Source organism: Ruegeria sediminis (genome assembly GCF_005938215.1).
Classification (GTDB): domain Bacteria; phylum Pseudomonadota; class Alphaproteobacteria; order Rhodobacterales; family Rhodobacteraceae; genus Ruegeria; species Ruegeria sediminis.
The window spans coordinates 876,280-900,989 of record NZ_VCPD01000001.1 but is presented as its reverse complement, the minus strand read 5'-3'; the positions used below and the strand labels follow the sequence as shown (position 1 = coordinate 900,989).

The 24,710-nt window shown below is 60.1% G+C and carries 22 protein-coding genes, 1 tRNA gene and 2 pseudogenes; 21 read left to right on the top strand and 4 right to left on the bottom strand.

The window, feature by feature from the left end:
• The first annotated feature begins 44 nt into the window (after nt 1-44).
• The 6 genes from FGK63_RS04645 to FGK63_RS04620 all read left to right on the top strand — a co-directional run bounded on the left by FGK63_RS04645 (nt 45) and on the right by FGK63_RS04620 (nt 4,301).
• Nucleotides 45-121 (top strand) — tRNA-Met (locus FGK63_RS04645).
• 168 nt (nt 122-289) lie between these two features.
• Nucleotides 290-937, top strand: coding sequence for an outer membrane protein (locus FGK63_RS04640; protein ID WP_171052568.1), 648 nt, complete (start codon nt 290-292; stop codon nt 935-937).
• A 173-nt stretch (nt 938-1,110) separates the two neighbouring features.
• Entirely contained in the window at nt 1,111-1,773 is a 663-nt protein-coding gene (locus FGK63_RS04635) for a sulfotransferase family 2 domain-containing protein (RefSeq protein WP_138840407.1), read from the top strand.
• 249 nt (nt 1,774-2,022) lie between these two features.
• On the top strand, nt 2,023-2,622 hold the full coding sequence (locus FGK63_RS04630) for a YrbL family protein (protein WP_138840406.1): 600 nt from the start codon (nt 2,023-2,025) through the stop codon (nt 2,620-2,622).
• 152 nt (nt 2,623-2,774) lie between these two features.
• Entirely contained in the window at nt 2,775-3,074 is a 300-nt protein-coding gene (locus FGK63_RS04625; protein WP_218961107.1) for a hypothetical protein, read from the top strand.
• 465 nt (nt 3,075-3,539) lie between these two features.
• On the top strand, nt 3,540-4,301 hold the full coding sequence (locus FGK63_RS04620; RefSeq protein ID WP_138840404.1) for a glycosyltransferase family 2 protein: 762 nt from the start codon (nt 3,540-3,542) through the stop codon (nt 4,299-4,301).
• A gap of 34 nt (nt 4,302-4,335) precedes the next feature.
• Here FGK63_RS04620 and nusG read toward each other — a convergent pair whose 3' ends face one another.
• Nucleotides 4,336-4,848 carry a transcription termination/antitermination protein NusG gene (gene nusG / locus FGK63_RS04615; RefSeq protein ID WP_138840403.1) on the bottom strand — a complete coding sequence of 171 codons (513 nt, stop codon included), beginning with the start codon at nt 4,846-4,848 and terminating at the stop codon, nt 4,336-4,338.
• A gap of 193 nt (nt 4,849-5,041) precedes the next feature.
• Here nusG and FGK63_RS04610 point away from each other — a divergent pair.
• The 15 genes and pseudogenes from FGK63_RS04610 to FGK63_RS21150 all read left to right on the top strand — a co-directional run.
• A pseudogene (locus FGK63_RS04610) lies at nt 5,042-5,467 on the top strand (recombinase family protein); the annotation flags it as partial.
• Entirely contained in the window at nt 5,374-5,835 is a 462-nt protein-coding gene (locus FGK63_RS04605; protein WP_342777303.1) for a plasmid partitioning protein RepB C-terminal domain-containing protein, read from the top strand. The pseudogene FGK63_RS04610 and the gene FGK63_RS04605, both read left to right, overlap by 94 nt.
• A gap of 230 nt (nt 5,836-6,065) precedes the next feature.
• On the top strand, nt 6,066-6,272 hold the full coding sequence (locus FGK63_RS04600; RefSeq protein WP_138840401.1) for a winged helix-turn-helix transcriptional regulator: 207 nt from the start codon (nt 6,066-6,068) through the stop codon (nt 6,270-6,272).
• Nucleotides 6,273-6,369: 97 nt separating this feature from the next.
• Nucleotides 6,370-7,089: a sulfotransferase family protein gene (locus FGK63_RS04595; RefSeq protein WP_138840400.1), complete on the top strand. Its 720-nt coding sequence runs from the start codon at nt 6,370-6,372 to the stop codon at nt 7,087-7,089.
• A gap of 171 nt (nt 7,090-7,260) precedes the next feature.
• The gene (locus FGK63_RS20675) at nt 7,261-7,401 is read left to right on the top strand and encodes a hypothetical protein (protein WP_171052566.1); all 141 of its coding nucleotides are present in this window, start codon (nt 7,261-7,263) and stop codon (nt 7,399-7,401) included.
• Between the two features lie 53 nt (nt 7,402-7,454).
• Nucleotides 7,455-8,768 carry a lipopolysaccharide biosynthesis protein gene (locus tag FGK63_RS04590; RefSeq protein WP_138840399.1) on the top strand — a complete coding sequence of 438 codons (1,314 nt, stop codon included), beginning with the start codon at nt 7,455-7,457 and terminating at the stop codon, nt 8,766-8,768.
• Between the two features lie 13 nt (nt 8,769-8,781).
• Nucleotides 8,782-10,110, top strand: coding sequence for a glycosyltransferase family 4 protein (locus FGK63_RS04585; protein ID WP_138840398.1), 1,329 nt, complete (start codon nt 8,782-8,784; stop codon nt 10,108-10,110).
• Nucleotides 10,107-11,339, top strand: a complete 1,233-nt coding sequence (locus FGK63_RS04580; RefSeq protein ID WP_138840397.1) for a hypothetical protein — start codon at nt 10,107-10,109, stop codon at nt 11,337-11,339. The genes FGK63_RS04585 and FGK63_RS04580 overlap by 4 nt, the downstream gene beginning before the upstream one ends.
• 28 nt (nt 11,340-11,367) lie before the next feature.
• Nucleotides 11,368-12,513: a glycosyltransferase family 4 protein gene (locus FGK63_RS04575; protein WP_138840396.1), complete on the top strand. Its 1,146-nt coding sequence runs from the start codon at nt 11,368-11,370 to the stop codon at nt 12,511-12,513.
• The gene (locus FGK63_RS04570; protein WP_138840395.1) at nt 12,510-13,898 is read left to right on the top strand and encodes a hypothetical protein; all 1,389 of its coding nucleotides are present in this window, start codon (nt 12,510-12,512) and stop codon (nt 13,896-13,898) included. Before FGK63_RS04575 ends, FGK63_RS04570 begins: the two co-directional genes overlap by 4 nt.
• On the top strand, nt 13,891-15,024 hold the full coding sequence (locus tag FGK63_RS04565) for a glycosyltransferase (protein ID WP_138840394.1): 1,134 nt from the start codon (nt 13,891-13,893) through the stop codon (nt 15,022-15,024). The genes FGK63_RS04570 and FGK63_RS04565 overlap by 8 nt, the downstream gene beginning before the upstream one ends.
• A complete protein-coding gene (locus FGK63_RS04560; RefSeq protein ID WP_138840393.1) occupies nt 15,021-16,181 on the top strand; it encodes a glycosyltransferase in 1,161 nt (386 codons plus the stop codon). Before FGK63_RS04565 ends, FGK63_RS04560 begins: the two co-directional genes overlap by 4 nt.
• Nucleotides 16,178-16,735, top strand: coding sequence for an LbetaH domain-containing protein (locus FGK63_RS04555; RefSeq protein ID WP_246043945.1), 558 nt, complete (start codon nt 16,178-16,180; stop codon nt 16,733-16,735). The genes FGK63_RS04560 and FGK63_RS04555 overlap by 4 nt, the downstream gene beginning before the upstream one ends.
• Nucleotides 16,736-17,143: 408 nt before the next feature.
• Nucleotides 17,144-20,638 carry a phospholipase D family protein gene (locus FGK63_RS04550; protein WP_138840391.1) on the top strand — a complete coding sequence of 1,165 codons (3,495 nt, stop codon included), beginning with the start codon at nt 17,144-17,146 and terminating at the stop codon, nt 20,636-20,638.
• Between the two features lie 99 nt (nt 20,639-20,737).
• Nucleotides 20,738-21,618: pseudogene (locus tag FGK63_RS21150) on the top strand (phosphorothioated DNA-binding restriction endonuclease).
• A gap of 399 nt (nt 21,619-22,017) precedes the next feature.
• Here the strand turns inward: FGK63_RS21150 and FGK63_RS04535 are convergent.
• The 3 genes from FGK63_RS04535 to FGK63_RS04525 all read right to left on the bottom strand — a co-directional run bounded on the left by FGK63_RS04535 (nt 22,018) and on the right by FGK63_RS04525 (nt 24,500).
• Complete coding sequence (locus tag FGK63_RS04535; RefSeq protein ID WP_138840462.1) at nt 22,018-22,377, bottom strand: thermonuclease family protein; 360 nt, start codon at nt 22,375-22,377, stop codon at nt 22,018-22,020.
• A gap of 63 nt (nt 22,378-22,440) precedes the next feature.
• Nucleotides 22,441-23,223, bottom strand: coding sequence for a COG3904 family protein (locus FGK63_RS04530; RefSeq protein ID WP_138840388.1), 783 nt, complete (start codon nt 23,221-23,223; stop codon nt 22,441-22,443).
• Nucleotides 23,220-24,500, bottom strand: coding sequence for a hypothetical protein (locus FGK63_RS04525; protein ID WP_138840461.1), 1,281 nt, complete (start codon nt 24,498-24,500; stop codon nt 23,220-23,222). The genes FGK63_RS04530 and FGK63_RS04525 overlap by 4 nt, the downstream gene beginning before the upstream one ends.
• Nucleotides 24,501-24,710 lie beyond the last annotated feature (210 nt).

Here is a 24,710-nt window from a genome sequence, read left to right as displayed (position 1 = left end):
ATGGTCCCAAACAGCCGAACAGGCAAAAGACCAAAACCAAATGACGCGGGATGGAGCAGCCAGGTAGCTCGTCAGGCTCATAACCTGAAGGTCGCAGGTTCAAATCCTGCTCCCGCAACCAAATCAACCGAACCAGCCGCCGAAAGGCGGCTTTGTTCGTTCCGGGCCAGTTTACCGCCACTCAGTGATGCAAGAACGCCAGAGATCCCTTCCGAATGAGCTGACAGGGTTGCGCCCGGACGGGAGGGTGGAATACTACCTCCTGGAAATCAGACGCTCGGGGCGAGGCATGACCTACAAAGCAGCACTAGCAGTCGCAATCGCAAGCATTGCAGGGATGGCCTCGGCCGGTGATCGAAACGCGTTTGGCGGGCCGCCCACGGCGAGTTTTGACGGAGTCTATTTGGGCGCCAGTTTCGGCTGGGGCACCGCTGACGGCACGTCGGAATATCCGGTGCTCTCGGGCGGAACCACAACGTCCTCCTTCGATCCGGGCAGCGGCCGTGTCTACAGCGCCTTTGTCGGATACAACTATCAGCGAGGGTCGATCGTATACAGCGCCGAGCTGCGCTACATGGACCTGACCGGACTGAATGACAGCGGCATGTCCGCACCGGAAGTGCGCGAAGTCACCAATACCACGGATCTGCGGGGGCGGGTGGGCTATGTCACCGGCGACTGGATGTTCTACGGCACGCTCGGCTGGTCCTGGTCCTCGATGCGGGTCCATCCTGGCCTCCAGTTCGGCGGCCGTTCCAACACCGCGGATCTTGACGGCGTGAATTACGGGCTCGGGGCCGAGTACAGTATCAATGACCGCTGGTCGGCCGGCGCCGATCTGACGCTGCGCGATATCGATGGCCAGTTTTCCGAAGCGAGCACGCCCACGGATATCGACCTGAATACTCTGACGTTCCGCGTCGGCTACCGTTTCTGACCGACGCGCCCTTATCAATGGGATTGTAGCTCAATGGGATTGTAGCGCTCTGGTCGAGCCCGATCGGTCCGGCTTGCCTCTGCTCGCCCGGACCGATATTAAGCACCATGATCCGGCCGCGCCGCGGTTTTGGGGCGCCACGCGTTCTGCCGGAATGTCACTGAGGAAATGTCGTGTCGATCTATCCCTCTCACCGGGCTGTTTTTGTCCATATTCCGAAAACCGGCGGGTCGTCGATCGCGGCGCTTCTCAAGCATGACCGTCTCGTGGACACCAAGAGCAACGAGGTCGACCCGCGCGGGCAAGGCCGGGATACCATGGTCGAACTGGTCGAGGCCCTGGGCGACGAAGCGGACGACTACTTCAAGTTCGCCTTCGTTCGAAACCCCTGGGACCGCTTCGTGTCTGCGTATCACTATGTCGCTCAGCGACGCCCGGAACTGACCGACGTCACCGCACACAAGACCTTTCAGGACTTTGCCCCTGTCTTCGCCGCCGACCCCGAGCGTTTCCTGGGCATTCGCTATTTTCGGCCGCAGTGGTCCTATCTGAGCGACGATCAGGGCTACTCGCCGGCGGATTTCATCGGGCGTTTCGAAAGCTTCGACGGCGACCTGCAAAAGGTGCTTGACCGCCTGGGTATAAAGCGCGCGCTCATGCGCCATCGGAAAAAATCCAAGCGCTCCGACTACCGCGAGTATTACGACGGCAAGAGCCGCGACGCCATTGCCGAGGTCTACGCGCGCGATATCGAGACCTACGGGTACAAGTTCGACGACGGCCAAAAGCGGAGCAAATCTTTCTTCCTGAAATTCCTGCGTCGGAGCGCTTCCTAGATCCCCGTCGCCACCGCCGCCTGTTGGGGCGCGTTTGGCGGTTCGGGAAAACGCGACCGGTCACGCGATCCCAGCGCCACCACATCGGCTGGCTGCCCTTGCATGTACCCACCCGCGAGCATACACAGTTTTCCAGTTTGAGTTGGCGGCTGGAACGCGATGGAGCTTTGGCACAAGGGATGATGAGCTTGAGCCTGAATTCGTCCTGCGGCGCGCCAAACCGTTCCGAAGCGCGGGGAAATTGACGGCATGATCGATCTCGGTGGAGCAAGCCCGTTGCGGACCAGCCGCAACTACAAGATCTACGATCATCCGAGCGTACCCGGCGCTCTGCTCAAAGTCCGGAGCGACAAGCCGGTGCGCAAGCACCTGGTGCCGCGCTATGGCGAATGGCGCTATGGCAACTTGCGGCAGTGGAACCGCGAGGCGAACGAATACCTCGCCGCATTGCACCGCGGCTGCCCCGAGATCGACCGCCTCGCCCGCTTCATGGGATATGAGAGGACCTCGGAAGGCCCCGCGATGGTGGTTGAAAAGATGACCGATCCCCAGGGAAATCTTGCCCCGACCGTGAGGGAAGAAGAGACAGGCATGCCTGCGGGGGATCCGCGCCGCAAGGAAATTCTTGCCGAGTTGATGGAACTGGTGGACGACCTGGAACGCGCAGGGATCATCGTCGGCGATCTCAGCACCGACAATATCGTGCGCGCCCAAGAGCGCGGCGGCAGGCTGGTGATTATCGACGGACTCGGAGAGAGGGTACTGCTGCCTATCACGCTGTTCAGCCGATATGCCTACCGGAAATCTCTGGATCGGCGCCGGGCGGGGCTTGCCCTCGGGTTTGATTGACGGCGGCGGTTGGGCATGATTCCGACCGAAGGCAACGAACTGTCGCCCGGCATCCGTGGAACGCCCTATCCAAAATGTGTATTGGAACTGCCCGGCGATTGTACGATTGTGGGTTGGTGGGAAATGCAGCTGGGTGAATCCGCCGCGAGGTCATGAGTATGTCTTCCATCGAATGTAATTATCAGCGGAAAGTAACCGCCAAGGAGTATTCCGCCGCACTTGCCGAGGCTCAGTGCAGCCATTGCGGGATCTCGTCGAAAGACCTGATGCGACGCGGCGAGCTACTCGAGGTGTGCGGCGAAGAGCTTTATTCAGATATTGCCAGCGGCGAACGCGTGCTTATTCCGATTGCGCTGTGTCCTTCCTGCCACAGGCGACACCATCAAGATGCCCAACGCATGCACAACCCCTGCCAGATCAAGGCGCGTCACAGCAGGGAGTGCCTGGAGTAGGACTTGGTGGTCAAGCCGCCGCACTTGGGCCGACTTGAGCCAAGCCAGTTCTGGAAAGGCAAGGTGACGGTCTGAACCGCGGAACATTGGTTGAACCGGATCCGAGCGAAAGTTCAGAGAGCGCGAAACTTGGATGCCGAAGTCGCGTTTGCAACTTGTACGTCGGCAACAAGGGCAAGTGGCGGAGGGAACGGGACTGGCGTCGAACTCTCTCTCGCGCCGACAACGGCAGATGGCGGTAAAACCGCAAATCTGCGCAGCTTGCCAACGCATCGGTTTCCCTTCAGAAAAAAGCCGTTATGGGTTTCCTTCTCCCCCCCCCCTCAAATCTACATTCTGGACCGGCGGGTTGCACGCCAAAGCTCACAACAGTCCGCTGCCTCTCGGCACGTTCACCCTGTTTCCTCCGGCGGAGATCTCGGATAGAGACCCGGAAGCGATCCATTCAATCAGGCCAGTCTTTCCTTGAAAATTTCTGTCATCACCGCCGTTTACAATTCCGAGGCCACCGTCGGCGAGGCCATCGCCAGCATTGCCCGGCAGAACTACCCGGACATCGAACATGTCATCATCGAAGGCAAATCCAAGGATGACTCAATGGCAGCCGTGCAGCGGGCCGTGCATGATCGGATGGTGCTGATCAGTGAGCCCGACACAGGCATCTATGACGCCCTGAACAAGGGGATCGCGCGGGCCACAGGCGACATCATTGGCTTCGTGCACAGCGATGACTTTCTGGCCCATGAAAGCGTTCTGGGTCGCATTGCCGAGGCCTTCTCGGATCCGGAAGTAGAGGCGGTGTTCAGCGATCTGCACTATGTGTCGCAGGCCGACACCTCCCGCGTGATCCGGCACTGGGCGACTGGCCCGTTCTACCCGAGGCGCCTGAAACGCGGCTGGATGCCGGCGCATCCCACCCTTTATCTGCGACGCCAGGTCTATGACCGGGTCGGCAGTTTCGATACCGGCTTCGGGATCGCAGCCGACTATGATTTCATCCTGCGCTACTTTTCGCGGACGCAGGCAAAATCGGTCTACATTCCGGAAGTGCTTTACAAGATGCGGCTTGGTGGCGTCAGCAACCGCAACTGGGCCCGGGTCCGGCAGAAGATGGAAGAGGACTATCGGGCGATCCAGCGCAACCAGGTCGGTGGTGTCATGACCCTGGCCGGAAAAAACCTCTCGAAGGTCGGCCAGTTTATCGTGCGGCAATCCCGGGCGGCCTGACCCGCCCTGTCAGATGAGTGGACACCAAGCCCACTCATATGGCCCGAAGCTGCTCAGGTGGCGTCGCCACACGGGTCTGAGTGCCCATGATGTCCAGGAGAACCCAGACGCGACGGTCGGGCGCGATCCTCTCGATCTCGGCCACGAAATCCGCGAAAGACCCCGAGGTCAGGCGCACCCGATCGCCGGGTTTCAGAAGCCGCGGGGGCAGCAGCTTGCCGGCGGTGTCGCAGCGCAGCATCAATTGGCTGACGATGTAGAGCGGTACCGTGGCTGGTTCCGGACCAAAGCTGACCAGGCGCGTGACACCGTTCGTCGAGTTGATGGCGCGCCAGTCGACCAAGCGCTTGTTGAACGCTACAAAGATGTACCCGGGGAAAACAAGACGCTCGACCGGGACGAATTTTCCCTTCACCGGTCTGGTCACATCCTCCTTGGGCAGAAAGGTTCGGAACCCCTGACGTCGAAGATTGCGATCAGCAATTCTGACGCTATTTGGCTTCAGCTGTGCCAAATGCCAGCTCGTGCCGCTCCCGTGAAACGTCATTACCTTTCCCTTGCAAAACCCGGCCACAGCTACGGCTCAGAAACCGAACGACTGCAAGTCGGGTTTTGCCAAGCATCCACAACGCGCCGTATCGCAATTTTTTCAAATACAATCAGGGCGTTGAGTCCGGTGCAAAATCGCAAAACTCGACTTGATAGCTCCCGCCGTCAACGCAAACGTCCGACCGACTTGAATGGTGACGGAGGCAGAGTTGCACGGCGCCGGCGAGGTGACAGAGTTCCGGGCGGCGCAATACGTGCGTATGTCGACGGAACATCAGCAATATTCCACACACAACCAGTCCGACAAGATCCGGGAATACGCTGAGAAGCGCGGCATAGAGATCGTCAAGACCTATGCCGATGAAGGCAAAAGCGGCCTCACCATCGGTGGCAGGGCCGCGCTCCAACAACTGATCGCCGACGTCAAAGCCGGCACCGCAGAATTCAATACCATCCTCGTCTATGATGTCAGCCGCTGGGGTCGATTCCAGGATGCGGACGAGAGCGCCTACTACGAATACATTTGTCGCCGGGCCGGCATCCAGGTCGCCTATTGCGCCGAGCAGTTCGAGAACGACGGCTCCCCCAATTCGACCATCGTCAAAGGCGTCATGCGGACGCCCTTCTGAAAGCCACGCCGCCGGAACAGCGCACGGACTACAAACCTCCGCAGCCTGAACAGCCCAAGGGGGATCCGCTGGAACAGATCGTCAAGCTCGAACGCGAGATGAGCCAGGTGCAAGAGAAGTACAAACACGCCGAAGAAAACTATGGGTCAGAGCTGCTGAACCTCGTCGTCGCCAAGGGCTACCTCAAAAAGCTGATGGAGAATGAGGCAGTGCGGTCTTATGTTGGCCGGCATGCGCCAGAGATCCTCGAGCAGTTCGAGCTGGTGCTGAACACCGTCAGCATGGAAGAGGCTATCGAACAGACCGAACGTGCCGACGGTGACGAGGCCACCGCGCGACGTCCGCCGTTGGAATAGTGGGGCGACCGTCGCAACCCTCTTTCGCACCATGCAGTGTCCGCTAACGTCAAGATAATGTACTCCAGCTAGGCGCGCGGGCACACTAGTGATTTTTGAAGTTGGGACTTTTCGCAAGCGCAGAAAGCCGCTATTCGCTCAAACATGAGCGGAATGTTTGATTCCAGCTGAACCTTTTCACCAAGGCGCCATGGGCAGTCCTTGTGCGGTAGCCGTAAACCAACCTGACCATGGCTGGCCAGGAAAACAAACCCCAAGACGATGTGCGATTTCGCATTTTGCAATTGCTTGAGCAGAACCCTGAAATGTCACAGCGAGATTTGGCGCAGGCGGTCGGGGTCGGTGTGGGAGGCATACATTACGTGTTGAACGCCCTAATCGACGAAGGGCTTGTGAAACTGGGGAATTTCACCGCAGCAGAAGATAAGCGGCGGTAAGGCTGCAGAAGCGCATCGCCCGATTTGTGTAATAGAGCCGTTCGAAAGGTCAGGCTTAAGTCCCTTTCCGGATCCTGAAAACGCCAGAAAACGAAAAATGCACCGACCAATCGACTTCTTCATCATTGGCGCGCCCAAGGCAGGAACGGATGCGCTCAGGAACTGGTTGAACGAGTGTCCCGACGTTTGGACATATGGCCCGGTCGAACCGAACTACCTTTGCGACGACGTCCTTGGCACGAAAAAAAACAAGAGCACCTGGGCAAAGAGGGTCGTCAGGCAGGCGCGCGGCAGGCGGCTGGTCGGCGAGAAATCGACCTGGTATCTGGGCTCGCAGGTCGCGATCACGGAAATCGCCACGCGGTTTCCCAAGGCCAAGATCGTCATCCTGACGCGGGAGAACGTCTCGCTGTTTCTCAGCCTGCATGCCGAGCTGGTCAAGCTCGGGGTTGAGAACGAACTCGATCCGAAAATCGCGTGGCAGGAGACCATCGCCGATCCCCGGCGCCTCGACTTCGTCAACACCTTTCTGCCGAACTACCCTGTTTCCTGCCGGATCGGGTGGCAGATCGAGCGCTGGATCGCGCGGTTCGGCCAAGAGCGCGTCTTGATCGCCGGGATCCGGGATCTCGAAACCGGCGAAGGACGGCGGCGGATGGCGGCTTGCGCCAGTTTCCGGATGCCCCCGCGCCGGTTGCGAACAAGCGGCTGTCCGCCGGTGACGCAGCCGCAAGACAGCCTGCGGTCGCGACCGGGACCGCACGCCGCCTCGCCCGCCTGGCGAAATCCACCGCCCGGTCCCTCGCGCGCGGTGTAGGAGCCGACCGAACCTGCCCGCCGCCTCCCGGGGCCAAGCAAGTCGCACTTCCGGTGACGGACCCGGAATTCCGCGCTATGCTGATCCGGTTTTTCGCACAGGATGCCCGTCTCGCCGAAGATCTGGAGCGGGAGAACCGAAATCACCACAATAGACATGGCGCCCGATTGAATGTCTGAGCAATTCACGATCGCGGTCAAAAACTCGACCTGGAACACTGTCGGCGACGCATTCTACCAGATAAGCCTTGCCCGCGCCCTTCGCGTGGCGTTTGCGGACGATCGCGTCGTGGATATGGACGGCCCCGTTTGATGCGCAGGCTCACCCTGTTGTGACAGACCCAGACCCTTGCAAGACGTGATCTCGTGACTCAACTCAATTCGATCAGAATGGCCTTGCTCGGCACGTCCGCATCGAGCCTCTCGGCTGCGTTTTTCACCTTTATTTCCGGTGTTCTGGTCGCTCGGGTGCTGGGCCCGGAAGCGCGTGGCGACTACGGCGCCGCCTTGATGATGGCACAGTTGGCGGCCGCGATCGGGATCCTGTCCTTTTATGACGGCGCGATCGTTGTCCTGCGCAGAGACAACGAAAACCCGATTCAGATGCTCCCGACTCTTACAGCCGGCGGGATTGCGATCACATTGCTCACGATCGCCGGCGGCTATCTCGGATATTTGTTCTTTCACCCGGATTTCTCCAGCCTGTCCAGGCAGGCCTTCCTGTGGTTTTCCGTGGGAGTGATTGCCCAGAACACGATCGTCACCTTGTTGGCCGCGGTAGAGCGGAGCCGAATGTCTTTCACCCTCGTCAATTACACGAGGTTCATTGGACCTGCCCTGTTTGCACTGTTCATTGGGGCGATGTGGCTACTGACGGGCGGAGCCTTCCAGACTTTGACGGCGCTGCTTTTGTTCCTGGCGAGCCGGGTTCCGTTCCTCATGGTCTGGGCCTGGAAATATGGGCGTGCTTATTTCGGCAAGATCTCCTTCGGTTTTGCCCGCGATGCCTTCACAACCGGCATCCGCCTGCATGGCGCGGTGGTGTTGACCGTTCTGGCCAACCAGATGGACCGTATCCTGGCCTTCACCTCCTGGGACAATGCGCAGCTTGGATACTATTTCGTCGCCGTTTCCGCCGTCGGCGCGGGCTATTCCGTCGTTACGACCGCGGTCCGGACGGTCCTGTTTCCCTATCTCGCCGAGAAGCGGTCGCAACAGCGGACAGCCGAGATCGCGCGCCTGTTCCGGTTTGCAACCCTGCTTTCCATCGTCTTCGTGCTGATCGGTCTCGTCATTCTGCCGTTCGCGGTGCCGTTGCTCTACGGCCAAGCCTATGCCACGGCAGCGCAATACGCCGTCGCGCTGCTGCTGGCCTCCGCCGTACTACCGATCAACGCGCTCACTCTCGAAGTCGGGCGGGCCAGCGGCATCGGGCGCCCGTCGATCCAAATGGCGGTGGTCAGCCTGGTGATCATATTTGCCGGTTTCTGGCTGACAGGCTATGAGTCGCCCCTGACGTTGATCCTTTTCGTTGGCATCTCCCGGATCCTGTCGACCGTAGTGGGTATTTGGAACGTTCTGCGCCTCGAGGATTTCCGGGTCTGGCACAATCTTCTGCCGCGGACGGATGACCTCCGGACGCTCACGCGGCTCATAACGCGTCGCACAGGCTCCGGGTAAAGCGGTGCATCGGATGAGTGATTGCAGCGACGACAAGACGGGCGAAGCGCCGGTGCGAGTCGTCCTGTCGACCGGATTGGGCCGGCTGCATTTCGTGAAAGCCGTCGAGGCAATAGCCACGCAAGGGGTCGACATCTCGGTGATACAGGGCTGGGTGCCGAGCCGTTTTGCGCCAGCGGTCCTCATCGACTGGATCGGCCGCCGGCTCGGCGCGCCGCATTTGCGCAAGGGGCTTGAATTGCGCCGGATGCCGTTTCTCCCGCCCGGCAAGATAAATGGCCTGATCTGGCCGGAGGTTCTCGCGCAACTGCTGTTCCGCACGCGCCGCTACACCACGATGCGTCACGGAACCGCCGCGAAGATCGCCTGGGCCGCGTTCGGCCGGGCGTCCCGATCCAGACTGGGGCGCCAGGACATCTTTCACGTGCGCAGCGGCGCCGGCGCCGGCGGGGCGATCGAGGCGGCGAAACGCGCCGGCATGCGCGTCATCACCGACCATTCCATCGCCCATCCCGCGTTTCTCGAACACGCGCTGGCCCCGGAAGACATGTCGGGTCAAACAGCCTGGATGTCCCCCGACGATCCTTTCTGGGCCTGCGTTCTTGAGGATTGCCATGCAGCCGACACGCTGTTGGTGAACTCGGATTTCGTGAAGATGACCTTTGTCGACCAGGGCTACCCACCAGAAAAGATCGCCGTCGCCTACCTGGGCGTGCGCGAGGATTTCCTAGCGCTGAAAACCGACTACGCGATCGGCGATCGACCGCTCGAACTTCTGTTCACCGGGCAATTCGGACTTCGCAAAGGCGCGGGATACCTCGTTCGGGCCCTGGAGGAACTCGCCGCGGACGGGATCGACTTTCGCCTCACCGCGCTGGGAGATGCCCGGGAAGCGGCCCCGATCGTCGCCCGATCGGCGATCGCCGACCGCATCTCCATGCCCGGGTTCGTTCCCCAGGATGAACTAAAATCCTACCTCGCGTCGGCCGACATGTTTGTCTTCCCGAGCCTTGCAGAGGGTTGCGCCTCCTCGGCGATGGAAGCGCTGGCAGCCGGCCTGCCGGTAATTGCGACCGCGGAAACCGGTCTTCCGGCGACCCATGGAGAAACGTACCTCCAGGTACCGTCCAAAGATCCGGCGGCGATCGCCGCCGCTATAAGGACTTTGCGCGACGACACCGGTCTCCGGCAGCGACTGGGGTGCGGGTCGGTCGAGCTCATTCGGTCGAGCTGCAGTTGGGAGAGCTTTGGCGAGCAGGTGGCAGCGTTCTACCGGGCGGTCATCGCGGATACGCGCCAAAAGCCTTCCTCCGGCCGGTCGCCAACTGAGGCGAAGGCATGAGGGTCGCCACTGCGAAATCCGCATCGTCCGGCCTGACGATTTCGGCCACCGGGCTTCTCGCCTTCGCGGCCGGGGCGCTTTCGACGACGACCATCAACCTCGTCGGCAATCTCTATTTGTCCGAGATCATTGCACTGGTCGCGGTCGTCATCGCCAACTCCCGGACGACATTACACTGGAACTCGCATCAAACCGTGATCATCTCAGGCTTGATCCTCATTCTCTTGGGGCTCGTCATTAGCGACACCATAAACAGCACTGCTCCCAACGATATGCTGAGAGGCTGGGCAAACCCACTCTTTGCGATTATCGGCATTCTGTTCTTGACCGATCTGTTCACTCGAAACGAGCGCGCAATACTCCTTTGGCTTGGCGGTTCTGCGCTGGCGCATGTCTTCGTCATCGATCAGTATCAATTGAGCGAAGTACTCGCCGGCAGCAACGGCTTCAAAGCCCGCGTCGCCCCTATCCTGATTCCCGCCATCCTGATCTTCTCGCCATTCATGGCGCGGTTCGGAAAGGACGCCAACCTCTTTCTGTTCACCGTTGTCGGCCTCACGTTCGTCTTGCTCGGGGCTCGCTCAAGCGGCCTTTTCTTCATGGCGACGGCAGCGGTTCTGTCGATGATGCGGCTGAAGCGAGGCGGCCATCGGTACGTGTTCGCAGGTGTTCTGCTGGCCCTCGGGTACGTTTTGTACCTGGTGTATGTCGATTACATCTTGAAGAGCGGTCAGATCAGCAATTCACTTGACCAGTTCTCGCGTTCAGCCAACCCGTACAATCCATTCGAGCTTATCAGGCAAGGGCGCTCGGAGTTTTTCGTCGCCCTCACGGCCATTCGCGATGCCCCGCTCTTCGGTCACGGATCCTGGGCACAGGACACCGCGGGCACCTATTCTGAACTGCTGGCACTTATCAAAGGTCGGACCAACGTCTACTACTCCAGTATAATCGTTTCACATTCAGTCTTGCTAACCACATGGATGTGGGGCGGCATCATCGCTTTCGCCGGGGCGCTGATGTTGTATGTTCCGCCCGCCCGCCGCGCGGTCGCCGTGAGCCCTCACCTGCCCCCCCGCTGGCGGCCCATCCTTGTCTTCCTGCTGCTGGAAATCAGCTGGCACTATCTGTTCTCGCCTTTCGGCCATATCCGCACGTCATTTCCATTCTTCATCGCCACCACAATCGCGCTGTCGCAACGATACTTGCCCGACTGGAAACGGCCGTAGGTTAAACAATCTGGAGCACACCCGGCATATGACCACCAGCATCGCATTCGTCACCACCGGCGATATCGAGAGCATCGCCACCTCGAAACGGGCCTTCGGCATGGCGTCCCCTCTCGCCGGGCTCAACTACGAGGTATCGATCCTGTTGGAGGATACGCCGAACAACCGAGCCCGGCTCGCGCTGGAAGCCCCGACGGCCAGGGCCCTCTGGTTCGACCGCGGTTCCGCTTCGAGTGAGCTCAGGACCAAGCGACGGATACTCCGCGAGCTAGCGCCCAACATCGTCTATGTCGGCGCCTACGGGGTGCGGAACCTAGTCCTGCCGCTGGCCCCCACCCGCGCCTTCTACATCGTCGAACATTCCGAACTGCTCTCAGCGATCGCGAACCGGTCGATGGTGCGCCGGGTCTCCGACGCCGTGTTGGAACGGTCATCCCTGCGGTTCTTCGATGGCCAGGTCTGCGCCAGCGAATACCTAGTGGATTTCGTCAAGGCGCGTCTTCGCGCGAAGGCGGTGCGGCGGGTTCACTATTCGCCTTATGCCTTCACTCGGTCCGTCCTCACACCCGGCGGCGCGCCGGCGCCCGGCACGGCCGGGCAGACGATCCTCTACATGGGCACTTTGGCCCGCAACTACGGCATTCTGCACATTCTCGACGCCGTTGCCCAGCTGAAGGAAACCCGTCCCGGGGTTCGCCTTGTCGTCCTGGGGCGCGGGCGCGACTATGAGACGGCCGTGGCCCACGCCCGGATAAAAGGGATCGAAGACAACGTAGACTTCAAGGGATACGTGCCCGAATCCGAGCTGCCTGAGCAGCTTTCCTCCGCCGATGTTTTCATCGCGCCGCTGTTCGACACCATCCAGGACATCGCCCGCTGCCCCAGCAAGATGTTCATGTACCTGCCGTTCGGCAAACCGGTCGTCACCTCGCCGATCGGCGAGGCCTGCGCTCTTTTTGGCCCGGATTACGACTTCTATTTCAAACCGAACGACGTCGCCTCGATGCGGGATCGCCTTATGGCGGCGTTGGATCGGCCCGGCGACTGGACCCCGAACTGGACCGCGCGCGATCACGAGTGGCAAGCCCGGGCCACCGCCTTCGACACCTGGCTTCGCGGCCTCGGCGTCGTTTCGGCACCGCATCCGGCAGGAGAAGAGACCCAGTACCAATGACCATACGCGGCGACAGTAACCACAGCGCCATCCGCCTCACCGACGGCCCCGCCCACCACTTTTTTGGCTTCCACGACCTCGAAATCGACAGCCGCGCCAGCGGAAGCCTGATCGGTCTTCGGGTCGCGCGCATCGACCGCCCGCCTCTGGGCAAAGACGCGGCCGAGGTCATCGTGTTCGGCGGGCCGAACGACACGCCCGGCGAGCCGCGCGTCCTCTTGCGGACGAAGAACTATAACTTCCCGCAGGGCGCACGGCAGCATTGGCTCGGGGGAACCGACACGGTGATTGTGAATGAGGTCGACGACCGGGGGCAGCCGGCCAGCGCGCTCATCGACGGGCACTCCGGTGTCCGGCTCGGCCAGCTTTCGTTTTCCACCTATTGTACCGACCGGCCCGGCACCACGAGCTACAGTGTCGATTTCGGTCGCCTGCACCGGCTTGGCGGCTACGGGCATTCGAACGTTGCCGACCGCACGCCAAGCGATCCCGTCCCCGCCGACAACGGGATCTTCGTTTCCGACATCGCCGCGGACCGGACCGAACTCCTGCTCTCGATTGGCGACGTAGCGAAGGCCGCCGGGGTGGTCACGAGCGCGACGCACCCCCAATTCATCACCCACCTCAGGCTAAACCCCTCCAACGACCGAATCGCGTTTCTTCACCGGTTCCGGCTCGCAGACGGGGGCGAGGAGACCGTCCTTTGCGCGGTGGGCGCCGACGGAACCAGGCTGCGTATCCTCGCGCGCGGCTACATGAGCCATTTCGACTGGCTCGACGACACCCGGCTGATGATCTGGGGCCGCCGCAATCAATCTATCGCCGCGCTGCGCCGCTCACCCCTCATGAATGCCCCCGTGATCCGCGCAATGCTGCCCTGTGCGAAGGCCGTCCTGCGCCGCTTGTTGCGTCGTAACGGGGCAGTCGGGATGAGCTACCTCGAGGTGCACGACGGTGGCACGCAACCGCCGGAACCCTTCGCGGCCGGAATTCTCACCGCCGATGGTCACCCGATGGTGAACCCTGCCTTCCCGGACTGGCTGGTGACAGACACTTATCCCGACGCGCGGGGCATCCGCGATCTCATGCTGTATCACCCGCCCACGCGCCAGCGCATCGACCTCGGGCAATACCGGAAAATCAACGACAAACCGAGCTCGGAGATCGTGACCCAGACCAAGCGGCATATCGAGGCGAAGTTCGGCGTGGCCTTCCCCGCCGAGCTCTACGCCTTCACCCGCAGCGGGCTGCATTGCGACCTGCATCCGCGCTGGTTCGTGCAGGGCGGCTACGTCGCGTTCGACTCCATCCACGAAGGTACCCGCCAGATCTACGCGACCGACGTGTCCGACCTCGTGACGGAGGAGCGGCTCGCCGATGGCTGATGAGAGCCGAGACGAAAGCGCGCGGGTGACGATCATCCAACCCGCTGTTCCACACTACCGTCTCGATTTATTCAATCGGCTCGCCGAGCATTTTGGTGCCCGGTTCGCGGTCTATGCCTCGCCGACCGACATGGGCGTGCTCACTGCGCGCCCCGACGCGCCCGGCTGGGAGCGGCTCCTCGGCAAAACCTTGCGGTTCCGCACCGGCGTCGAATGGCAGCGCGGTATCCTGTCCGTTCCGATACGCCGCGGTGACACGGTCGTTGTCTCCGGCGCGCCGCGCGGGTTGGGCAACCTTGGCACCATCCTGCGCGCCCGGCTCCTTGGCGCGCGCGTCGTCTGGTGGGGCCATTACCTGAGCCCGACCACCCGCCCGTGGCGTCATGCCCTGCGCAGCCTGTTAATGCGCGGCGCCCACGGCCTTTTGTTCTATACCGACGACGAAGTCGCCAGCTATCGTGCCACCGCTTCGGGGCGCAAGGATCGCCGCGTCGTGGCCGCGCTCAACAACGGGCTGAACCTCGCCCCGATCGCGCTCCACCGCCTGCCCTACCACGCCGCCGACCGCGACCGGACCCTCTTGTTCGTCGGGCGCCTGACCGACAAGGCAGGGCTGGACCTCGCCCTGCGGGCGCTGGCGCGGGGCGGCGAGGCCGGTGTCACGCTCCATGTCGTAGGGGACGGGGCCGGCAAGGATACCTTGCTCCGGCTGGCCCGCGAGCTCGGCGTGAACGGCGAGGTAGTGTGGCATCCGGCCACGACGGACGAGGCCGAGATCGCCGACGTCGCCAATCGCTGCAGGATGTTCCTATACCCGGGCGATGTGGGGCTCAGCCTGGTCCATGGCATGGCATACGGTTTGCCCGCCATACTCCATGAAGACCGCTCGGGGCACATGCCCGAGATCGCCGCATTCAAAGCGGGAAAAACCGGCGTCACCTTCGCGCCCAAAGACGTGGGCAGCCTCTGGAAGGCAATTGCCGACAGCATCGACGAGACCGAACGACTCGACCAGATGTCTGACGCAGCGCTGGAAACGGTCGCCAACGACTTCAACACGGCCCGGATGGCGCAACGCTTTGTCGAGGCCATCGGCGATATCAACCGAGATTGCGGCACATCGTGAAGATTGCTCATGTCACATCCATCCTGTCGCGACGCGGCGCGGGGGTTCGCAACGTGGTCGAAGACCTCGCCCGCGCGCAAATGGTGCAAGGCTTGGAGGTGAAGGTCTTCGGCCTGACCGACCCCGACTTCATTGCGGGCGAAGGCGCCGATTGGGCCGCGCTCAACGTCTCGGCCTCACCCGTGATCGGACCGAATTCCATCGGCTTCTCGCCGGCACTCACCCGCGCGCTAAAGGCCTGGGGCCCAGACATCGTGCATCTGCACGGGCTCTGGACATATCCCTCGAAGGCCGTACTCGACTGGCATCGCGCCACCGGCAACCCCTACCTCGTCTCTGTCCATGGCATGCTCTCAAAAGTCGCGCTGAGCTACAGCCCGGCGAAGAAACGCATCTCCCGCCTTCTGTTCCAGGACCGCTGCTTCGACGGTGCCCGAGCGCTGCATGCCACCACCGAGACCGAGTTGGCCGAGATCCGGGCTTTGGGTTATCGGGGCCCGATCGCGATCTTTCCCAACGGGGTCAATGCCGCAGCGATCCCCGATCTCCCGGCCCGCACTCCGGGAAAGACGGTTCTTACCCTTGGCCGACTACACCACAAGAAGGGCCTCGATATCCTGATCGACATCTGGGCCAAACTGGAACCAGCCTTCCCCGACTGGTCTCTGCGCATCATCGGCCCGGACGAAAACGGCTATGCCGCCAGGTTGAAAAACCGGCTGAAAAGCCATCACCTCGCCCGATGCAGCGTCGAGGCGCCGGTTTTCGGGGCCGACAAGGACATCGCCATCGCCTCGAGCGACCTTTTCGTTCTGCCAAGCCGCAACGAGAATTTTGCCCTGACAGTGGCCGAAAGCCTGATCATGGAAGTGCCGGTCGTCTCCAGTCGTAACGCGCCATGGCAGGGGCTCGAGACCGAACATTGCGGATTGTGGGTGGATCTGGAGCCGGCGGATTTTGCCGCCGCGATGTCCTACATGATGAACCTGACTGACGACGAGCGAAAGCAAATGGGGCGAAACGGGCGCGACTGGATGCTGCGTGACTTTTCCTGGAGCGCGATCTCCCAGCGCGCGCTCGCCATCTATGAATGGGCGGGTGGGCACGCTCCAAGGACGAGCGACATTCACCTCGCACAACAGGAGCGCGGGCCGTGAACGGATCATTTGACGTCGAAGCCAACCGCAAGGACCGGAAATGGTCGTGCCAGGCGCTGTTCGTTCGTGTCCTTTGGGGCCTCGCCCATCCGTTTTTCCGCTTCAGCCCCCGGCTGCTTTGGGGCTGGCGCAACATGATACTGCGCCTGTTCGGAGCGAAAATCGGGGCCGGCGTGCGGATTTTCCCCAATGTCCAGATCATCATCCCTTGGACTCTCAACATCGGCGACCATTGCACCTTCGGCAACGGCGTCATTCTATATGCGCTCGGCGAGGTCACCATCGGGCCACGCACGACCGTTTCGCAGGGGGTGCATGTGTGCGGCGGAACCCATGACTGGCGTGACCCCACGTTTCCGCTAATCAAGTCTCCGGTGACGATTGGGGCCGACGTATGGGTTGCCGCCGACGCCTTTGTGGGCCCCGACGTCGTGATCGGCGACGGCGCGATCCTCGGCGCGCGGGCCGTGGTCGTTAAAAGCGTCCCGGCCGGGTCGATCATGGCCGGAAACCCTGCAAAGAAGATTGGGCAGCGAAATGGGTTTGACGGTTGACGCAACAAGCGTCGCCCACCGCCAATGGCTCGTTTCCCGCGCAAGGTCCCACTGTCATGGGCGATTGGCGCGAGCCTTGGCCTCCTGATCCAAGTGGTTCGGTCAATTTCGGCCGAGCCGCATCTGGGGACCCGGACCCTTAGAAGCGCGGGGACCGCAGGAGACGCCGCACGGTGGGGCGGATCGAGTGCGGCGGTGGGGATGGCGGCGATCCCGCGCGGGGCCCACCAAGCCGAGATTATCCAGTCGGCCAGATTCGCGAGAATTACCTCGCATGGGAGCCGGAGCGACTGACCCGAAGGAAAGACGTTCCGGCTCAACAGTTTTTCCAGCCTCAAACGAATTGTTCCGAATTCAATGGGTTGGAGGAATCATTTGAACGGCTAGACTGCTCTTGAGGTGACCGGAATGGCGCGCGAGCGAGCAGACAGCTTCATATCACGGTTTTTGTTTCGTGGTTCCAAGGAACGCGAGCAAGAGGCTGTGGGCGTCGATGTTGAGCCAACGCCCGCGGCCGAAAGCGCCACCGACCATGAACTGGTCTGGGCGACCAACGGTGAGCAATCCGTCCAAAAGCTCGTTGAGCGCACTCTGAATGGATCGCAGGCTCTGGTCGTGACCGGATACCAGGACTTTCTGTCCGCGATGTCGATCATACTTCGCGTTCGGCCCAGCATTGTATCCGAGCCCCCAGAGACGATCAGGATCATATTTGGAACGAATACCGACAATCAAGGCCGCCTCGACGGAAGCGGACGCGGACTCTCGGAAGAGGCTCGGGACTATTTCCTTGAAACGCGCGGGCTATCGCTGCGCTCCCTCGACGAATTACGGGCTGTCCTGGCGTACGATGCGATCGCATCGGGAGCGATCTCGCTTCGTATCTTAGATAGTGATTTGGCTCGAGAGCGGTTTGGTCGTACCCACGCGATGCTTCACGCGAAGCTCTTCATCAGTGACGCAGGCGCGCTCGCCGGCAGCGCCAACTTTTCGGTTGGCGGCCTTAGACGCAACCTTGAGTATGTCGATGATCTGCAAGCGTTTCCCGATCTTGCCGCAACGCGACGACGGGCCGCTGAAGACTTCTGGACGCTCGGCACCGACTGGACCGAACAGGCTCTTGAGATCCTGAGAGCACTTCTAAGGCCCGTGAGCGCCGAAGAAGCCCTCGCCCGAACGGTTCACGAAATGACATCGTTCTTGCCCTGGCGCGTCGGTGGCGACGGCGCCGCAGGGCGTCCGCCGCTGCCGTTCCAAACCGATCTCGTCTACGAGGCCGCAGGGACAGCCTACGAACACGGGTTTGCATTTGTAGAAGCACCGACAGGCGCAGGTAAGACCGACATCGGCAAGCACTTGGCCACGGTCTTGCCGACAATGCACTCGAGCGTCGTTCTTCGGCATGGAAATGAACGTCCGGATCAAACGCGCAATGGCGCGCTTGGCATCATTCCGGCAAGCGTCTTTCGCAATTGGGATAAGAGCAAGCCAGCAAACCTCAATCTCATCAAGCACAGCCATCTTTCACGCAGCAAAGGCGAAGAGGCCGAAGAGCTTGAGGAGATAAACCGAGGCGTACGGTCTTCTGCCTCCATGATCGTGGACGAGAGTCATCGATTGAACTCCCGCTATCTCGCCCCGTCGAGACGTTCCCTCGTCTTCGAACAAAGCCCTGCGATCTGGACGTCGTGCCTGTCAGCGACCCTGATGGGGAACCAGGGCCTGGATGGATTGCTCGCCTTTCATGAACGACGCGCCTCGATCTATGTGCCCCCCGAAATCACAGCGAGGATCAACGACAACCTCAAGCGGGGACGCGAGAGAGCACTAGAGTTGAACACACTCCGCGCTCTTCGGCAAAATTTCGAGGATCGTCAGCGGTCTGGCATGGAGGACATGTTCCAGTCTGAGGCAGACCTCGCGCAACCAATCGAGGAAGCCGAAGAACGCCTAGCCGGAAAGCGGCTCGATCCGCGCGAAATCCAGGCCGACATGGCGGACGCACTGGCGCCCTACGTGGTTAGGCGTCAGCGCCATTGCGTCGGAGAGTCCAAGAAACGCGGACCTGGGATCTATTCGTATCCTGAGATCGAAAGCATCAGGATCGACGCCGAACTCACGCCTGAGCAATCGGCCATCCTGGACGAAATCAGAAGACTAGCTGAGAGCATCTCTACAGGCACAACTCTCGTATCTGCCGACCCAAAACGAGCAGGCCATACGGAAGTCCGCTTTCATGACAAGGCGCGGATCCACATTCGGAACTTTCTGGCGATCTTGAGGTCGTCAATCACCTTCGCGCGGGAAGATTGGGAACGCAGGCGGGCCGCAGATGCAGATGCGCGCGGCCGCACGTCGATTGGCGAGAGCCTTAGGCGCTCAGAACGTGAAAGCCGCGGTGGGAAGACCGCAACAATCACTATCACACCGAAGAGCGGCGAGCTTCCTCTAGACAAACGAACGACGACGCCGATTTGCGACCGCATCGGTGAATTGCTGCAGAGCCCGGAACTTGATGCGATCGATGAGCAGCGCGCCGAACATATGGCAGAGATGCTCAATCAGCATCGGCAAGTGATCTTCCTGTCTGAGCGGATTGGCGTTCTGGAGGTCTATGCACGCCTTCTGTCTTCCCGGAAGGGCCCAAAACCCGATGTGATCCTTGTGGCTGCCAATCACAAACTGGGACCTGGTACCGGCATCACCGTCGCTCGAAATGGTGCAGAAGCCCAAGAATACCTGGCTCTCGACGGCAAGAAGGCGTCCGACGACCACCGCCGAGCCATGTTCATGACCTTTCAAATGGCGGAGGGCATCAACCTCCAACGCGCACGCGCCCTAGGCATCGTCGGCGTTACTTCGGACATCAAGAGCATGCTTCAGGGCTTGGGGCGGATCGACCGTATCGACAGCCCACATTCCAAGATCACCTACACCACGTTCGATCTTCCCGGGCTTGTGTTGTCATCCGACAAGAAAGGCCGTGATCGCATCGAGTCCATCGCTCTGCTTTCGGGGGTCGGTGCATCAGATCTCGCAGACAAGTACCTGGAATTCTCTGCCGGCGACCTGACAGATCTGATCCTGGAGCAACACAAGAAACCGCGGCCGCTTCGCAGGAACAATCTTTATGATCTGGTTGAAGACATGCGGCGCAATCTGCCAATCAACCTTCTCCAATCCATGGAGCGCATCAAGCCTCAAAGTCTTTGGGGCTCTGAGCTGTGTCTTCTCGCTGGCAAGTCTCCGATGACCATCATTGCGCTTGGTGGAAGGTCACCGTCGCTGATCGAGGCGTCCTATTTGCCGCCCCGACTGTTGGCTGTCCGCGAGATCGATGATCGCCAAGAAATCATCCGGGATCAGCCGGAAGTGACAAGGTTGCTGCGTGAGGCTTACATCGAGACCGTTGAGGCCGACAAGCACCGGGACAGGCCGAAAGAAGCAGACTTGAGCTCTGTGATCGAGGGCCTTCAGCCGACATTGGAAGGTCTGGCACACTGGGATATCCGTCCCGAGCGAACAGTATCACTCTTGGAGTCTTTGGATAGGTTTCTCGCGTCCGGCCCTTCGAAGAACCAAGGCTACAATAGGTTCGGAAATCTGACGCTCCCATCTTTGGAAAAGCTGGCGGAGGCCTGGGCCCAGGAACTCGACCCCTATTGGATTGAAGCCAAGAAGGACGTCAGCCAACGCAGCGAAAAGGAAATGGAGATCCCGGATTATCTGGGTATCGATGCCATTTATGGTTTCTTTGCGCAGCAGCCATCGAAGACGCTCTCAGAGGTGCGCGCGCGTATGGAAGAGTTGGTCGGTGCGGCGGAGCATGCTTCGCGCTACGCAAATACACAGATCTTGGATCGGATCGCTGTGATATTTCAGGTAGCAGCAAAACCCGACTAAAGGCGATCCGGAAGGCATGGTTATTATGGACAACTAAACCAAATGGCAGATATCTGAAAATCTCGAACGAACGACTGATCGAGCGGGTAAAAACAAAAAATGCAAGGTGATCTTCTCCAGCGATTTGATTCAATCCGCATATTCGCCAAGGGCGGAAAGCTGGCGCCGCACAAGCCCCTGCTCCTTCTCTACGCGCTCGCGCAGCTGAAGAAAGAAAGGATCGAGCGGATCGCCTTTACCGATGCCGAGGTCACAGTCGACCCACTCATCCAGACCTACGGTCCGTTCGACGCAAAGACGACCGTCGCTTACCCCTACGCCCGTCTCGCCAACGACAAGAGCGGAATTGGTGGATCGAAGAGCACGAGAGGAACGCTTCCGGCGATCTGAGCCTCACCGAAGCGCGTGACCGAAAGATCAAAGCCGGCTTTTCCGATGACGTGCTACGCGCCTTGCGAGATAATCCCAAACTCATCGATCTCGTCGCGATCAATCTTCTCGAGCGAAATTTTCCGCCGAGCCTTCATCCCGACATTTTGGAAGCTGTTGGCCTTTATCTCGGACAGGATGAGCTTGAAGTGGTCTTTCGCAAGAAGCGCGATCCGCGTTTTCGCGACATCGTCCTAACCGCCTATTTCGAGCAGTGCGCGATCTGCAGATACGACATAAAGATGAACGGTGCGGCCGTCGCCTTGGAAGCGGCTCACATACAAATGCAATCGGCCGGAGGTCCAGACGAGGTCAACAACGGCCTCGCCTTATGCGTCATCCATCACAAGCTCTTCGACTTAGGCGCAATCACTGTTGACCAAAACATGAATGTCCATGTGTCGGAGCGTTTCGTCGGCGACTGGGGGAGAAAGCTCCACGATGAGTTCCATGGAAAGCCCATCGCCTCGCCGCGCAGGGAGACTATGGCGCCTTTACCTCAGTACATTCACTGGCACAACGAGCAGATTTTCAAAGGCGTGGTGGCGTAAGTGATGACTACAGGCAAGCTCGTCAGAAACCGCATCCTTGAGATCATCAAAGCCGACGGCCGAATTCCCATTGTGAAGCGAATGTGCCAGTCCCAGAGCAAAAAGGGGCAGTTTCCCGGAGCAATACTACCCAGACTTTTTTGACCTTGCGGGCGCCTTGGCGCGCGTGCTCCCCACATAGCTGACGCGCGCCAAGGCGCATTGGCCGAAGGCCAGTTTTTTCGTCCTGGTTTTCTTAGGTCAGGTTTTCAAATTGTACCGAGGAAGCACCCGTGTCATGCATCCAAACGAAAAGAGATGAGCGTTGCCTCGCATGGACGTCATTCCATACTTTGGGTGATCCTCAATCACAAGAACCTGTTCCAGAGGAGTTGGTGTGCTACTAGATTGGACGGCCGCTCAACAGTATGGAGCGCGCCGCAATCGTGACCGCGCTGCTGGTGTTTCATATTGCCGATATCGTCCGCCACTGTATCGCGCGCAGTCCAGAGCGTAGCCTGCGGTGATAACAGCAGCACCGATGTCCTGACCATCGACGTAACAAACGCCAACATAACGATCGTAGGTTCTCTCACCTGTGAGTTTGCACTCAACAGCTTTGTCTCGCAGAAAGTTCACCATCCACCGACGCGCATCGCGTCCAGCAGAAGTCCCAAGTTCGGGCGCATCGACACCCTGTAATCGTACCGGGGTTCCATTCACGACAATCGTGTCCGCATCACGAACCTGGACGCTTCCAGCTGTTGCAGTGGTGGCCATCAAGGAAATAGCCGTAGTCAGCTTCTTGAACAAGATTATCTACTCCAGAATTCCTCTGCCGGGTTAGTCAATTATGGCGGTAGCGATGCGTGTTTCGATGAGTTCTTCCTCGATCAGGGCATAGATCTGCTGAGGCGGGGTGTTCAGCGAAAACAGCATCAAAGACAGATCGACATCCATGTCAATCAGGTGCTGCATCGTCTCGCCTTGCCCTTTTTGGATGTCCTCCACAGCGAAGAGGACAGGAATGTAGCGCAGCTGCTCGTAGTAATGCTGGTGCATGCCGACGATGCCTCGCAGTGAGACTATGCGCTCTTCACCGCCCGCCAAAACGTAGGGACACGAGGACATGCATACAGCACCCGCCAGAACTCCAGAGGAAAGCTCTGCTTCCCGGATCTTCCTTCCTAGCGACAAAGCCTCCGAAACAACTCCTCCCGGACTGTGAAGTGCTACCAGGTCGGGTTTCTCCTGCATGTCGGACAAGAATGACACGAAACGCTGCGCGTCGCCGACTTCGATCTGACCGCTGACCAGCAGTACTCGACCTATTCGCTCGACCACCTGTTCGGTGAATTCGAGCCGCCCGGGGAAATTTTCTGGCATAGGGAGATCCGGCGGCTCGTCCATGCGCAGCAGCTTTGGGTTCGGGCGGTCGGTCCGGTATTCGCGACGCTGATCGCCCGGTGAAATGGGGCCGGAAGGCAGATCAACCTGCTTCTGGAACGGACTCGGATAAAGGCTGGCCACATCGGACACGACGAGAATGCCTGCGATCGCCAGCTGGAGCAGCAGTACGTATCGCAGACCCGATCGTGGATCGATCTTGGCCAGGAATCCCTTCATGACGGGTCTTTTTCGATCGTTGTGCGCTTCAGGATCGCGGCATCAGCCACACCCATCGTTGCCTCCACATCCTTCATCGCATTCATGGCGGCTCTCAAATCAGAGAGTGTCAACGTGTCCTCAATGCTCATACCGTCCTTGCCGCTGCGGATTGCGGCTTGGGTAATTGCCAGAACAAAAACGAGAACAGCGGGCAGCAAGTCGATGGCGATCGCACCGGCCCAGGATGGAACGAAATTTTGCGCGTATTTGATGACTGCATCCGCGCTGGAGATAGGATTGTAGGCGGTCTCGATGGGTGGCTCCAGCCCCAAGACCTCGTCGGCCGCGTTTCTGAGCGTTCTGCTCCGCTGGTCGAGCGCATTGAGCACCGAGTTAATGGTGGACGACTGAGCGTCGCGGACGTCGGAACTGCGTCCATCGAGTTCGGGGAGGACGACTGAGGAGGGTAAATCCTCGGCTGCACGGGCCACGAGTGGAGCGACGCTGTATTGGTTCAGGCGCGAGATGACGCCGGCCAGCTTTACACTTTCCTCGGAAAACTGAACCGAGCGCTGGTCCACCGGGCCGGGCGCGACGGTGAGTTCCCGCATTCTGGCCAGATTTTCGTTGCCTTGCTGAAACGCCTCCTCGATCAAGGGCTGCTGGGCGGCGATCTGATCTTCCAGGTTGCGCAGCTCCTCGGCCTTTTGGGTGAGAACACGGAAGACGGCACCACGACCGGCGGTGCCTGAGAGGTCGCCAGACTGTTCTAGCTCGGCAAGTTCCTCAAAGCTTTGGCGCGCACGCTCCACCTCACGTCCCAATGCCTGTCCGCTAAGGGCAATGTCGTGCGCTTGTTCCAGCGCTGCCTGGTAGTCGCGCACTGTGTTCTCAAGGTGTTGCTCCACCGCCGCGGACCCGGCGAGAGCCGCTGCGTTGAGCCAGCTGGACATTGCGATGATGGCGACGGAGCCGACAATCGTCGAAACTGTTAGCCCGATAAAGCCGCTGGCGGTTCTCATCGAGGGGAGGAGCCGGAGCATGTAACTCCAGAAAACGAAAATGCCGACGGAAACTGCGATCGAATATGCGACAGCAGCAAAAAACGAGACGGCACCATTGTCTTCGAGAAGTGAAGAAACACCGAGATAAGTATAGATGCCGGATGCGATGGCCAAAACCCCCAGTGCCGCCGGCGTGAAGGTGTCCAACCAGGCAAGGTGCGTTTCAAGTTCCTTCGCGGTCCTAAGGCCCTTGGCTTCTTCCGCGGTCAGGCGACCCTTGTTTTCCGTCATTTTCAGCGGTGCTCCAAATTCTTGTTCGCGATTCATAGCTTCAAATGAGCTAGCCGACATAATTCACGCCGCGGCGAACAGAACGTCAAGTCGCGGTGGTTGGTAACATTTTCTTACCGGGGCAAATGGAGCCAGGATTTCCGTCGCAAAGTGATCGGTGTTTCGGAAAATTCCGCCGGAGGACACGGCCACGGTAAAAAGCCTCAATGG

Bases quoted from the DNA above. Each gene is read 5' to 3' on its own strand.
- FGK63_RS04640 (WP_171052568.1), top strand. From the start codon at position 290: ATGACCTACAAAGCAGCACTAGCAGTCGCAATCGCAAGCATTGCAGGG.
- FGK63_RS04630 (WP_138840406.1), top strand. From the start codon at position 2,023: ATGATCGATCTCGGTGGAGCAAGCCCGTTGCGGACCAGCCGCAACTAC.
- FGK63_RS04625 (WP_218961107.1), top strand. From the start codon at position 2,775: ATGAGTATGTCTTCCATCGAATGTAATTATCAGCGGAAAGTAACCGCC.
- nusG (WP_138840403.1), bottom strand. From the start codon at position 4,848: ATGACGTTTCACGGGAGCGGCACGAGCTGGCATTTGGCACAGCTGAAG.
- FGK63_RS04600 (WP_138840401.1), top strand. From the start codon at position 6,066: ATGGCTGGCCAGGAAAACAAACCCCAAGACGATGTGCGATTTCGCATT.
- FGK63_RS04595 (WP_138840400.1), top strand. From the start codon at position 6,370: ATGCACCGACCAATCGACTTCTTCATCATTGGCGCGCCCAAGGCAGGA.
- FGK63_RS20675 (WP_171052566.1), top strand. From the start codon at position 7,261: ATGTCTGAGCAATTCACGATCGCGGTCAAAAACTCGACCTGGAACACT.
- FGK63_RS04585 (WP_138840398.1), top strand. From the start codon at position 8,782: ATGAGTGATTGCAGCGACGACAAGACGGGCGAAGCGCCGGTGCGAGTC.
- FGK63_RS04580 (WP_138840397.1), top strand. From the start codon at position 10,107: ATGAGGGTCGCCACTGCGAAATCCGCATCGTCCGGCCTGACGATTTCG.
- FGK63_RS04575 (WP_138840396.1), top strand. From the start codon at position 11,368: ATGACCACCAGCATCGCATTCGTCACCACCGGCGATATCGAGAGCATC.
- FGK63_RS04570 (WP_138840395.1), top strand. From the start codon at position 12,510: ATGACCATACGCGGCGACAGTAACCACAGCGCCATCCGCCTCACCGAC.
- FGK63_RS04565 (WP_138840394.1), top strand. From the start codon at position 13,891: ATGGCTGATGAGAGCCGAGACGAAAGCGCGCGGGTGACGATCATCCAA.
- FGK63_RS04550 (WP_138840391.1), top strand. From the start codon at position 17,144: ATGGCGCGCGAGCGAGCAGACAGCTTCATATCACGGTTTTTGTTTCGT.
- FGK63_RS04535 (WP_138840462.1), bottom strand. From the start codon at position 22,377: ATGGCCACCACTGCAACAGCTGGAAGCGTCCAGGTTCGTGATGCGGAC.
- FGK63_RS04530 (WP_138840388.1), bottom strand. From the start codon at position 23,223: ATGAAGGGATTCCTGGCCAAGATCGATCCACGATCGGGTCTGCGATAC.
- FGK63_RS04525 (WP_138840461.1), bottom strand. From the start codon at position 24,500: ATGACGGAAAACAAGGGTCGCCTGACCGCGGAAGAAGCCAAGGGCCTT.